Here is a 12,923-nt window from a genome sequence, read left to right on the forward strand (position 1 = left end):
ACCACTTTTTTAAAAAAAGAACAAGTTTATTTTTTAAATAAGGAAATAAAAAAATCCATCGTTTAAAACGATAGATCGACTACAGTGTCAAAAAAGTTTGTTAGAAAGTAGAATCTTGATGTTTTCTTTATTAATAGCCCATGTATGTTTACGATGACAGACTATTCAACCTTTTTTTAGTTCATATGAACTTAGCATAAACCTCTTATCCTTAGATGATTTGTGGCACACCTACCTTGTAGAAACCTTTCATTCACTTTATAATTATAAATCGTAATCATTACTTTTTATTTAAGCTTAATAAATTTTTTTTACTCATCAGGATGAAATTAGATTTTGTTACGACACATTTAATTAATAGTTGAAAGGATGATTTCAATGAGAAGTGTGGAGATTTATATTCTAGCTGGTTTTCTAGGTGCAGGAAAAACGACTCTACTTCAAAATATTATGAAAGAGGAACAAGCAAATAATAGGAAAGTGGCTGTAATTATGAATGAAATGGGACAAGTCTCTATAGATTCAGACGCGATTCCAGAAAACGTTCCTATAAAAGAATTACTAAATGGCTGTATTTGCTGCACACTATCAGATCAACTCGAAGTCCAATTATCCGAACTCCTTAATCAGTTTGAATTGGATGCAATTTACATTGAAACGACTGGGGTTGCCCATCCAGTTGAAGTGTTAGATGCTTGTTTATCTCCTTTCCTAGCTGAGAGGGTAAGGATACAATCGATTATTACTCTTTTAGATGCTGCCTGTTGGATGGATCGCCATAAATTAAAGATTACTCTTCGAAAGCTAATTACGGAGCAAGTAAAACATGCTGATACCATCGTATTGAATAAAATTGATCGAATTTCAGATGGAAGCCAAAGAATTATTGAAAATGAATTAAACATGATTAATCCAACTGGTAAGATTATTCCGACGAAATTTGCCAACATCAACTTGAATACGATCCAATTTGTTGAAAGAAAAGGACAAGATGAACATGAGAAAACACATGCTATTGATCACCTACATATCAAGACTTATGTACATACCTTCTCTTATCCTATTAACGAGAAATTATTTGATGACTTCTTAAGAACAATGCCTGAGGCTATTTATCGAATTAAAGGGTATATCCGTTTTACAGGTAAACCGGAAACGTTTCTCTTCCAATATGCTTATGGCATGCCTTTTCATACAAAATCAGGTTTAAAGGTGAACAATATACTTGTGTTTATCGGGGATGGATTAGATCACTGCAACCTTCAGAAAACACTGAGTAATTTAGAGAAAAATAGTAGGTCCTTGGAACATTAACTTTTGCTTAATCTTTTATTATTTGCAGATGGCTTAAAAAAGGGTTAAAATAATATCACATAAAACGTAATGATTACGTTTTACTTAGTCATATAATATTTAAATGAGAAAGGAGAAAAAGACGTGGCAAAGAAATTGAAGGCAAAAGAGAAGCATCGCCAAGAATAGTTTAAAATTATCCTTGACTTGAGAAAAGAATAAAAGACTCATCCCCTACTCGATTGCATAATCGTTGTGAGATTACATGAAGACCTAGAGGATATTTAAGAAAGTTTAAGATGTCTAGAATCGCCTTTCGGGAGTTAGCAACATAAAGGTCAACTTCCAGGCATCAAAAAATCAAGTTGGTAAACACAACCTTTCGGGATTATAGCTCTACTTAAAATGATTACTCGATAATTTAGTGAATTTAGTCGTTTAGAAAGTTAAAAATGAGACAATAATTAATTATAAATCGTAATTGTTACGATTTACCTGGAGGGAAGATTAAATATGGCCACATGGAATTTAAGTAATACGAAGCATCATGTTCTCATTTGTAACGGTAGCAGCTGTAATGAGGTCGGAGCAGAGGAACTAACTCAAGCAATTCGTAAAGAAATCTCAGACCGAGAGGTAGACGACACGATTCACACAACTCGCACACGTTGTAATGGAAGATGCCATGATAAGTGCGTTGTCATCGCCTATCCAAAAGGCACATGGTATAAGGATTTAAAACCTGAGGATGCCTCCCCCTTCGTCGATTCACTCCTTGCTAATGAGGATTATACAGAGAAAGTAAGCCACTCATTTCTTGGGGATGGTTTTGAACGCGCAGAAGGAGTTGTCGCTGGGGTTACAAAAGACAAAAAGTAAGCAGAGTATCAAAAATAATATAAATGGAGAGAAAAAATATGACGTTGATCGAAACAAATAAAATCCCGGTCACCATTCTGACAGGATATTTAGGTGCAGGTAAAACAACGCTTTTAAATCGGATCCTAACAGAAAAGCACAATCAAAAGATCGCTGTTATTGTTAATGAGTATGGAGAAGTTGGGATAGATAACCAGTTAGTAGTTGATGCTGATGAGGAAATCTTGGAGATGAACAATGGCTGTATCTGCTGTACAGTTCGGGGCGATTTAATTCGGATTCTTAGAACTCTCGTCTTTTCAAATGAACAAGGGAAAGCAACATTCAATCGTGTTCTGATTGAAACAACGGGTTTAGCTGATCCGGCACCCGTTGCCCAGACCTTTTTTATGGATGAATTACTATCCGAAAAATTTGAAGTGGACAGTATTGTCACTGTAGTAGATAGCAAACATGTTACAAAGCATTTGGATAGTCATGATGAGGCACAAGAGCAAATTGCTTTCGCTGATGTGATTATTCTAAATAAAACGGATTTAGTATCTGATGACGACCTGAATACGTTGGAGCGAAGACTTACCAACATGAATCCTGCAGCTAAGAGAATGCATGCTCAAAATTGCAATATAAATTTAAGAGATATTTTAGGAATTAATACGTTTGACGTGAATCGCAAGCTTGAAATTGACCCTCATTTCTTAGAAGATCATCACCATCACCATCATGATGATAAGGTATCATCGATTGCCTTTCGTGAAGAAAAGCCACTCGATTTCGATAAGATAAATGAATGGATGAGTTACCTTGTTCAAGAAAAAGGGGAAGATCTTTTACGATATAAGGGAATTCTTCATATACAAGGAATCCAACAACGAATAGTATTCCAGGGACTTCATATGTTATTTTCAGGAAGACCAGATCGAAAATGGAAAGACAACGAAACAAGACTAAGTGAACTTGTTTTTATTGGAAAGGACTTAAATAAAGATGAGTTAGAGCAGCAATTTAAAAATTGCATAGCGAACTAACATAACTGTTTTTATTACCAATAATCTAATTTCAAATGTAAAAGAGAAAGAACCCGATTTAGAGATTAACTGAAAATTCCACTCATGAAAATTTTCAGTTAATCTCTACATTCACAATGAAAGGGGAACTTCCTTACCATGCTTGATAACCTTTATCGACAAGTTATCATAGATCATTATAAACAAAAGAGAAATTTTGAAGAATTAAAAGGAGAGTATGTACGGAAAGTACATTATAAAAACCCTACTTGCGGGGATGTCATGACTTTATTTATAGACCTTGAACATAATCAAGTTAAAAAAGCAGCCTTCCTTGGTGAAGGTTGCAGCATTAGTATGGCATCTGCATCTATGATGACAGAACTCATTGAAAAGAAGTCACTAAAAGAAATTGCTTGTCTTAGAAAAGCATTTGAGCAGTTAATTCGCCATGGAGAGATACCAGATGGGGTAGATTTAGGTGATAGTTTATCGCTACAAGGAGTCCATCAGTTAAAAGCAAGACATAATTGTGCGTTAATGACTTGGCAAGCATTAGATAAAATTTTAAAAGATGAGAAGGAATACGATACCCTTTAGTTTATGTAGGGAATTACTACTTAACCATTAACAGCTTTATACGTTATTAGTGGTTTCCAAGGAGAATTTATGAGCTCTAAACTACACTCTTTTCAATTCGGAACATTTCGGATGATAGCCATATCGGATGGTGCCTTCCCTGTTTCCAAAGACTTCTTTTTCGCGAATACTCCAGAGGACATCATTCATCACATTCCATCCAATTTTTATGCTCCACTTAATTTTTTGCTTATTGATACAGGAGACAAGAATATCTTAGTGGATGCAGGATTTGGGGAAAGTCATTTACCAATAGCAGGCAAGTTGCTTAACCATTTAGAAACACAAGGTATCTACCCAGATGATATCCATACTGTCATTATTACTCATGGACATATGGACCATATTGGTGGCCTCTCAAATAACGGAAGACCGACTTTTCCAAATGCAGAATATATCATGCGAAGAGATGAATGGGATCTATGGAAAAGCAACCCTAAGTCAAAGGAATATAAGAAATTGATACCTTTAAAGGACTACATGACCTTAATCACATCAGATACGGAGATTGTTCCAGGTGTCCGTCTTGTTCATACTCCTGGCCATACAGTAGGTCATCTCTCTCTTTCCGTAAGTTCGGAAGGAAAATATTTGTTAGTGGCATCGGACATATTAAATGATCCAACAACTTTGCAGCATCTTCCCTCACATATTCGCGCAGAGATGTCACCTAAACAAGGGCTAGAAACTCGAAGAGGTTTTTTGCAAGATGCAATAGATAAATCAGCACTATTATTTGTGTGTCATTATCCATTCCCAGGATTAGGACATATAGCAAAGGAAGATTTAAGATGGAAGTGGATTCCTATAGCTGAGAATTTATAATAACAAGCTAATTCCTGTGTGGAATCAACTTATTTTTATTTAAATTGATATCTACTATAAACTATTAAATCACGGCATTTTAAGTATGGTAATCTAATAGACTTCAATAGAACGTTTTATTTTAGATTTAAACAAAGAAAAACTAAATGGGGATGAATATCTTGAATTTAGAATTATATCTTGATCACATAAAAGATAATGGTTACAGATGCACCCCTCAACGATCGAACATATTATCTTATTTTATCGGACAAAAAAACAGATTTGTGACAGCCAAATCCGTAACGGATCATTTACGAAATACAATGGGATATGTCAGTTTTGATACTGTGTATCGAAACCTTTATTTGTTCAAGGACATCGGTATAATGGATCTTACTTCTCAAGGTGGAGAGAACCTATTCCATTTGAAAAATGAAATTAATACTCATGAACATAAGTTCATTTGTACAGAATGTGGGAATACGACCGAACTAAACTTGTGTCCAATGGAAATAATGGATACCTCCCTTAATGATTACTTAATTTATGATCATAAGTTTGAAGTTTACGGATTTTGTCCATCTTGTCTGTAAGAGCCTTCAATATTAGAACAATGTTTTCATAAGATGATGTCAATTTACTGTATGTATCTATAACCATATTCTTGTTATAATTTAAATCGTAATTATTACGTTTTAATCACTTCCATGTTAGGAGGAGAAGTATGAAGAAGATACCCGTTTATATCATCTCAGGTTTTTTGGGGAGTGGGAAAACAACGCTATTAACTCATATTCTAGAATACTATAAAACTAAGAACATGAAACCTGCCATTGTACTGAACGAACTTGGGAAAGTTAACGTTGAGGCACATTTATTTGGGAATGAGCACGTATTCGAGCTGTTAAATGGGTGTATTTGTTGTACAATCCAAGATGATTTAAGAACAACATTAACTACCCTTTTAGATTCACATGTTAAAAATCCAATTGATGTTCTATTCATTGAGGGAACAGGTGTTGCTAATCCATTAGAAATCGTAGAGGTGATCGCTAGCCCACCTCTTGTTCATTCATTTGAGATTCAAACTATTATTAGTGTTGTTGATGCAAGTTGTTATTTAGAAGATCAGAGCATTTTTACGTTTAAATCTGTTCGTGATTTACTTAAGAATCAAATTACAGGTGCCACTCTAGTTTTACTAAATAAAGTAGACTTAGTAAATGAAAAGCAATTACAGAAAGTACAAATGAAGCTTACAAAATTTATAGACCCAAACACACAAGTGATGGAAACTTCTTATGGAAGTGTAGATGTAGAAAAATTGTTACAAAAGCGATCAAATGCAATTATATATCCACATCATCATTCTGCATGTAGTCATATTCACCATGAACATACACATCATCACGTTCATCACAATGGGATTAAAACCCTAACAATTCAAAATGTTCCTTCAATATCTAGGAGACAATTAAAAAAATGGTTAAGGTCCTTACCGGAAGGTATAGTGAGAGGAAAGGGCTATGTATCCTTAAGTGAGGGACAGGGTATTTATCCTTTTCAATATAGTTCCAATCAAGTGTACATTAGTAATTTACCCCGAGAGCAAACCGCAGAACCCTGCATTGTTCTAATTGGAAGAGATGTTGATATAACCCATATTCAAAATTTTTATACATCTCAATTTTTATTAAAATAAAGATGATATTAAAAAAAAGGCCTGTTTTGAAGTGAACCCAAAAAGTTAGACATTGTATTTAAGTTAGATAGACTTGAGGGCATGAACCCGGTAATCTACCGGGCTCATACCTTTAATTTTACCTTGATTCGTTGGTGATTGTTAGTAATGGATATAATCTTCTTGTTCTTCGTTTTTATTTGTTTCATGTTTTTTAAACCAATTTCAATCTTTGCTCAAGAAAGTTTACACAATGGAAGTCAAGGACAAGCAGTTTATGACTTACAAGAAAATTTAAAGAAAATAGGTTAGTATAGTTGAAAGGTCGGGCAGTATTTGCCCGACCTTTTTGGCGGCACCCCCATAAGAAAAAACTGCATTAAAGACAGCTCCAATCCTAAGCTAAAGCACCTGTTAGCTCAATAAAAGTTACTTTAATACATTGACCAAGAATTCCATATGATAATGGGATAAATCAAGCAATTCAAAGCTTCTATTATTTATTAACTTAGTAATGATGTTTACTTCATCCCAAGCTGAATCATAAAGAGATTTATCAATAATTCCATTGAAAAAAGCCTCTTCATGCTCATCAGCATCTTTTTGAATTACTTCTCCAGAAGGTAACAAAATAATTTCTAAAAATAAATTATCCAAATAGGGGATATCATTATCTACTCCATTTCCAAATCAAACATCTATATACCATTGCACTATATTTCCATTATTATCAAACATTGTTGTTACTGAATGCTTTTTTTCTAAGGGGAATTGTTGAAGCCACATGTAACCATCATCAACAATACATATATTCTTATCCTCATATCGAACGGATAATGGTTCAGCCACTTTAATTGTAGGTAATAAAGTTATTTAGCCCTTAAATTCTTTAGTATCAAGAAACCTTGTGCATATTTCTATCCAAGACACGTTTCCATTCTGAACGGTTTCCATATTTTCTCTTTAGCATCCTCTCCCCCAAACCGAAAAGTATTTACCTAATAATAACATTTCAATATAAAGGAATTGCTGTAAAATGGTTGATTTCTTCTTCAACTAAACTGCCCCGTTAGTGCCATAAGAAAAAGACCGCCTCAGCAACCTTCTTTATTGAAGTAAAGCACCCTTTATTAAAAGAAGTTCAGCCAGATATTTCTGGTTGAACCCAAAATCACCGTCGGTCCACCATTTGGCTAATAATTTAGCATATCTCCCTCACGAAAAAGGAACCGATTACAAATAAGCAGTATAACCTATAATCCTACTCAGTTATAATTCCATAATATACTAGATCTTCAAATCGATTTTCTTTCCTCACATGGTCAATTAATATCCCTTCTTTTTTCAAAACTAATTTTTGCATTACTCTCCTGAAGCTGGATTTGAATTAAAGTAACGAGCAAATGCTTTATGGTATTGCTTTTCTTCCAATGCAAAATGTAATATAGCTTGCGCTGCCTCTGTAGCATATCCATACCCCTAAAATTCCCCACCTATCCAATAGGCTATTTCACCAGGATTAAACTTTTGGTTGTTAGTTACCGCTATAGCTCCATATAATTCTCCACTTTCCTTATCTGTTATAGAAATTTATTAGCATTAAAATTATTAAGATGATGCTCAATCCATGATAAAGCATCCTCTATAGAGTATGGATAAGATATATCTTTTGGTCATCACCTTCGTTTCCCTATCAAATTTTCTTCTCGGCTATCTGGGGAACATAGCATTCCGAATAAAAAGTCCTTCTTCATCAAAATCACGTTTTGAACCAAACCCAATTACATTTCGCATATACTTTGCGTTTTTTAACAATATATTCGAAGACATCCCTTGAAAATGGCTTCCCTTCAGTTTCCTCGTTAAATAAATATTGCCGAAATTCCGGGCCCGATTTTTCTGAAAAAATAGCGCACGCTGCCTAGTTCTGGATAATTCCGAAGTATGGCGTGATGCTTCTGATTTCGATCAAATATTTAATAAATAGCTAAGAAAAAGGACAAGTGCAACTGTAATAAATAAGATAATTAATCGACTTGCGATATCCATTTTACCCATCCTAGTTATGACTATTGAGGATAATTTACTTGAAGCTGAATTTCTTTATACAGAGTTGCAACTGTTCGAAATGGTTTTAATATACGCAAGTACATAATTTCTAGTTGGTAAAGCCAACATATAAGGAAAGAAATTGAAATGGTCGAGGAGGGAATAATTTGAAGGCATCTGATTTGTTTGTAAGATGTTTAGAGAATGAAGGTGTTCAGTATATTTTTGGGATACCTGGTGAGGAAAATACGGATCTTATTGATTCTCTAATAAGCTCTGATATTAAATTTATCTTGGTTCATCATGAACAAGCTGCAGCTTTTATGGCAGACATCTATGGACGGCTGACTGGAAAGCCCGGCGTCTGTTTGGGCACATTGGGACCGGGTGCAACCAATTTATTGACAGGGATAGGAAGTGCTTATCTGGATTATTCCCCTGTTGTTGCGATTACAGGTCAGGCGGGCCTTGATCGAATTCATAAGGAGTCGCATCAATATGTGGACATCATTGGGGTTTTTAAGGAAGTAACGAAATGGAATCAACAAATTAAGGTGGCGCATACGATTCCGGAAATTATCAGAAAAGCATTTAAAACTGCAGTCATAGAAAAGCCGGGAGCTGTTCATATAGAACTACCGGAAGATGTGGCGATGATGGATACAGAAGGTGAACCTCTTCCAGTTACACCAATGCCTAGATCCCGCCCAGCGGAGGAAGAAATCAAAAAAGCCGTCGAATTAATAAATCGCGCTAAAAAGCCTATTATTCTAGCTGGTAATGGCGTAATCCGTGATGGAGCTGCTGAGTCCTTACGGAAATTTGCAGAAGAGAAGCAAATTCCCGTTGTGAATTCGTTCATGGCCAAAGGAGTTTTACCTTCTAACCATCCATTGACCCTTTTTACAGTAGGGATGCAAGCAAGGGATTATGTTCTATGCGGGTTTGATTTGGCCGATCTTATTATCACCGTCGGCTATGATTTCGTCGAGTATTTGCCAAAGTATTGGAACGATGAGGCAATGAATCCGATTGTTCATATTGATGCTCGACCGGCTGAGATTGATGCTTATTACCCCGTTCAAGCTGAATTGGTCGGGAACGTTACGGAGGGACTTGAAGCCTTGACCAATGGTGTAGCAAAAAAAGAGCTTTGGCCAGAAGTGAAAAAGTTAAGGACTCAAATCATTGAAGAATTTCATTCTTCTGATGATGTATCAGGTAGCCCTATCATCCCTCAGCGAATTATCGCCGATTTGAAAAGGGCGGAAAAGGGTAATGCCATTGTCATTTCGGATGTGGGTGCCCATAAATTATGGATTGCCCGGATGTATCAGCCGGAAATGCCTAATCACACTATCATTTCCAATGGCTTTGCATCGATGGGAATTGCCATTCCCGGCGCAATTGCAGCCAAAATGGCAAAACCTGATAAACCTGTCATTGCGGTTACAGGGGATGGTGGATTTCTGATGAATGGGGTTGAATTGGCAACTGCAAAACGTCTAGGTCTTGCCTTCGTGATCGTCATTTTCCATGATTCAAAATACGGCCTGATTGAGTGGAAGCAATTGAATAAATTTGATCGTACGAATGCGATTGAATTTACAGACCCAGACTTTTTGGGGTTCGCAAAAAGTTTTGGGGTTAAAGGAGTGAAAGTAACCCACTCCGATGAATTGCTTCATGCATTAGAAGAAGCGATTTCAAGTCAGGAAATTGTCTTGATTGATGTGGATGTCGATTATTCGGAAAATGTAAAGCTCTCGAAAACACTAGGTGATTATATTTGTAAATTATAAAGGCAGATATTATTGGAGGGATTTCAGATGAAGAAAAAGTGGCAATTGTGGATTGGTGGTAAATGGCGGGAGGCTAAATCATATGAGCCATTATATAATCCCCATTCAAACGAAGAAATTGCACAAATCGGACAGGCTGAACCAGCGGATGCCATTGAAGCGATTGTTGAGGCAAATTCAGCTTTTCAGAAATACCGATCCTACCCGGCTCATGCACGAGCAGAAATTTTATTTAAAGCAGCAGCAATCATGGAAGAACGCAGTGAAGAACTTGCGAAAATCATTTCTCTAGAGGCGGCGAAAACGATTCGTAATGCTCGTGAAGAAATGAATCGTACGGTTCAGACCTATCGTTTTGCTGCAGAAGCGTCAAAGAACAATTATGGAGAACAGATCCCGATGGATGCGGCAGTGGGTGGGGTAAACCGTTTTGGCTTCACGGTTCGAACCCCGATCGGCGTCGTTACCGCGATTACGCCATTTAACTTTCCATTTAATCTGGTCGCCCATAAAGTTGGTCCAGCTATTGCCGCTGGAAATTCGATTGTGTTAAAACCTGCCGAACAAACCCCGTTGAGTGCACTGGTTCTTGCCGATATTTTTAAAGAAGCAGGGCTGCCAGATGGAGTATTGAACATCATACCGGGCAAAGGGGATGTTTTAAGTGAAGCCTTGACGACCCATCCGCATGTAAAAAAAGTGACTTTCACAGGCAGTGTAGAGGTCGGACACCTTATTCAGCAGCAGGCAGGCTTCCGTAAGCTTACCCTTGAACTCGGATCCAATTCGCCTTTCATCATTGATGAAGGAGTCGACATCGATAAAGTTATTCAAAGAAGTGTGATGGGTTCATTTACGAATAATGGGCAGGTGTGTATCTCGATTCAACGAATTTATGTCCACAAATCACTATACCAACAATTTTTAGATCGATTCGTAAGTACAACAAAACAGCTTGTCATCGGTTCTCCACTGGAGGAAAATACAACATATTACAGCGGTTATTTCAAAAAAATCATTGGAACGGTTACAAAGTTGGATTGACGAGGCAGTACAGGAAGGAGCAAAAATTGAGTGCGGCGGTACAGTGGAAGGCAATGTACTATTGCCTACCGTCTTAACCAATGTAAATCGTGACTCAAAGGTATTTCGTTTCGAAGTATTTGGTCCGATTGTCTGCATTTTCCCATTCGATACGCTGGATGATGCCATCAATGATGCAAATGATTCGCGTTACGGATTGAACTCGGGAGTGATGACACCGAGTATAGAAAGAGCTTTTTATGCGGCTGAACGCTTGGAAACAGGTGGAGTCGTAATCAATGATATCCCAACTTATCGGATTGATAATATGCCTTATGGCGGCTGGAAGGACAGCGGTGTTGGCCGGGAAGGCGTCAAATATGCGATGCATGAAATGATGGAGCAGAAGTTTATCAGCTTTAAAATAAGCGACAAATGACCATAGGGAAAATTATAAACCCGTAGTATATGAGACGGCGATATCTTAAAGGTTTCGTCTTCTTTTTTTGTCGTAAATTAATGTTTTTATTGTAACCTTAGTCTTATTATTAATGGGCACTATCATTTCATCATCACCTCTATACATAAGCGATTTTTTCGTAATTAAAAAACTGTTTTTTTCTTTTCACTTTCAAAATGCCTCTTAGTTACATATTGATGTAATCTAGTTGAAAAAAATAAAAAGCCACCATTTACGGAAGTTTTCACCAATCACTTCAATTCTTCAATTATTTCAGCACCATAAGAGTTGTCGATTATGCAGCGCCATGTACCCGTGGAATCCTTTTTAAATACATATGTCGCGGTTCTTTCCATAGAGAATTCGGAATCGTCCTTTTGGTTGGCACTTAGCTGGGCTTTTGCCACAACCAATGCCGTATCACCCGTTTCGATTATTGCCATCTTTTCTTGATTGACGATTAAACTATGATTAAAGTATTCAGCGATAGCAATGAATGCCCGACGAATTTCCTCTTTCCCTTTTGCGAATGTTCCAGGTTTGACAACTAAAGTTGCATCCTCTGAATAGAACTCCATTAAATGATCGAAATCCTCATTATTTATTGCCCTATCCGCATTTTTTATGACTTGTTCCAGCTCATGATTCTGCATATTCACCCTCCTTATCAGCTTCTCTTAATTAGACCGCTCTTTTACTAATTGATGTTCGACTGCCATGATGGGGTTTCCTGCTCAATAAGAAAAATAAACAAAGTAATGAACAAAGTAAGAATGAAGTAAGAATGAAATACAATGGTGCCATCCCTGCTCCCTTCCTTCACCCTATTAACAAGAAGACTTCTTAAGAACAATGCCTGGCTCCATTTATCGAATTAAAAGGTATATCAATTTTACAGGTAAACGGGAAACATTTCTCTTCCAATATGCTTATGGCATGCCCTTTCATGCAAAATCAGGTTTAAAGGTGAACAATATACTAGTGTTTATCGGGGATGGATTAGATCACTGCTTCCTAAAGAAAACACTGAGTAATTTAGAGAAAAATAGCATGTCCTTGGAACACTAACTTTTGCTGAACGTTTTAGGTAGACTCATCCCCTACTCGATGGCATAATCGTTGCGAGATTATAGGAAGACCTTAAGGATATTTAAGAAAGTTTAAGATGCTTTAATCGCCTTTCGGGAGTTAGCACATAAAGGTTAACTCTAGGCATCAAAAATCAAGTTGGTACACACAGTCTTTCGGGATATAGCTCAACTGAAAATGCTTACTCGGTAATT

The 12,923-nt window shown here is 36.6% G+C and carries 11 protein-coding genes and 3 pseudogenes; 11 read left to right on the forward strand and 3 right to left on the reverse strand.

The genetic code is table 11. The features are described 5' to 3' along the window. Positions 1-378: 378 nt before the first annotated feature. The 8 genes and pseudogenes from QFZ73_RS01040 (at position 379) to QFZ73_RS01075 (ending at position 6,327) form a co-directional block, all read left to right on the forward strand. A complete protein-coding gene (locus QFZ73_RS01040; RefSeq protein WP_307262003.1) occupies positions 379-1,314 on the forward strand; it encodes a CobW family GTP-binding protein in 936 nt (311 codons plus the stop codon). Between the two features lie 185 nt (positions 1,315-1,499). Further along, positions 1,500-1,665 (forward strand): annotated as a pseudogene (rpsN, locus tag QFZ73_RS01045) (30S ribosomal protein S14); the annotation flags it as partial. A gap of 141 nt (positions 1,666-1,806) precedes the next feature. After that, complete coding sequence (locus QFZ73_RS01050) at positions 1,807-2,172, forward strand: (2Fe-2S) ferredoxin domain-containing protein (protein ID WP_307262005.1); 366 nt, start codon at positions 1,807-1,809, stop codon at positions 2,170-2,172. 38 nt (positions 2,173-2,210) lie between these two features. Beyond that, entirely contained in the window at positions 2,211-3,200 is a 990-nt protein-coding gene (locus QFZ73_RS01055; RefSeq protein ID WP_307262007.1) for a CobW family GTP-binding protein, read from the forward strand. A gap of 138 nt (positions 3,201-3,338) precedes the next feature. Continuing rightward, the gene (sufU, locus tag QFZ73_RS01060) at positions 3,339-3,779 is read left to right on the forward strand and encodes a Fe-S cluster assembly sulfur transfer protein SufU (protein ID WP_307262009.1); all 441 of its coding nucleotides are present in this window, start codon (positions 3,339-3,341) and stop codon (positions 3,777-3,779) included. Positions 3,780-3,848: 69 nt separating this feature from the next. Further along, positions 3,849-4,643 (forward strand): MBL fold metallo-hydrolase, encoded by a 795-nt coding sequence (locus QFZ73_RS01065; protein WP_307262011.1) that lies wholly within the window; start codon positions 3,849-3,851, stop codon positions 4,641-4,643. A gap of 161 nt (positions 4,644-4,804) precedes the next feature. Beyond that, positions 4,805-5,218 carry a Fur family transcriptional regulator gene (locus QFZ73_RS01070; RefSeq protein WP_307262013.1) on the forward strand — a complete coding sequence of 138 codons (414 nt, stop codon included), beginning with the start codon at positions 4,805-4,807 and terminating at the stop codon, positions 5,216-5,218. Between the two features lie 131 nt (positions 5,219-5,349). After that, positions 5,350-6,327 (forward strand): CobW family GTP-binding protein, encoded by a 978-nt coding sequence (locus QFZ73_RS01075; protein ID WP_307262015.1) that lies wholly within the window; start codon positions 5,350-5,352, stop codon positions 6,325-6,327. 408 nt (positions 6,328-6,735) lie between these two features. Here the strand turns inward: QFZ73_RS01075 and QFZ73_RS01080 are convergent, their stop codons facing one another. Together QFZ73_RS01080 and QFZ73_RS28825 are read right to left on the reverse strand one after the other, a co-directional pair. Further along, complete coding sequence (locus QFZ73_RS01080; protein ID WP_307262017.1) at positions 6,736-6,963, reverse strand: DUF402 domain-containing protein; 228 nt, start codon at positions 6,961-6,963, stop codon at positions 6,736-6,738. A 705-nt stretch (positions 6,964-7,668) separates the two neighbouring features. Beyond that, positions 7,669-7,737, reverse strand: coding sequence for a hypothetical protein (locus QFZ73_RS28825; protein ID WP_373458985.1), 69 nt, complete (start codon positions 7,735-7,737; stop codon positions 7,669-7,671). Between the two features lie 785 nt (positions 7,738-8,522). Between QFZ73_RS28825 and QFZ73_RS01090 the strand changes: the two genes are divergently transcribed. Both QFZ73_RS01090 and QFZ73_RS01095 read left to right on the forward strand, forming a co-directional pair. Further along, positions 8,523-10,157 carry an acetolactate synthase large subunit gene (locus QFZ73_RS01090; protein ID WP_307262021.1) on the forward strand — a complete coding sequence of 545 codons (1,635 nt, stop codon included), beginning with the start codon at positions 8,523-8,525 and terminating at the stop codon, positions 10,155-10,157. Positions 10,158-10,184: 27 nt separating this feature from the next. After that, positions 10,185-11,619 (forward strand): annotated as a pseudogene (locus QFZ73_RS01095) (aldehyde dehydrogenase family protein). Between the two features lie 272 nt (positions 11,620-11,891). Here QFZ73_RS01095 and QFZ73_RS01100 read toward each other — a convergent pair. Further along, positions 11,892-12,293 (reverse strand): YybH family protein, encoded by a 402-nt coding sequence (locus tag QFZ73_RS01100; RefSeq protein ID WP_307262024.1) that lies wholly within the window; start codon positions 12,291-12,293, stop codon positions 11,892-11,894. 196 nt (positions 12,294-12,489) lie between these two features. On the opposite strand from QFZ73_RS01100, the pseudogene QFZ73_RS01105 reads away from it, so the two are divergent. Further along, a pseudogene (locus tag QFZ73_RS01105) lies at positions 12,490-12,708 on the forward strand (CobW C-terminal domain-containing protein); the annotation flags it as partial. Positions 12,709-12,923: the final 215 nt, after the last annotated feature.

The organism is Peribacillus sp. V2I11 (assembly GCF_030817135.1).
GTDB classification, from domain to species: Bacteria; Bacillota; Bacilli; order Bacillales; family DSM-1321; genus Peribacillus; species Peribacillus simplex.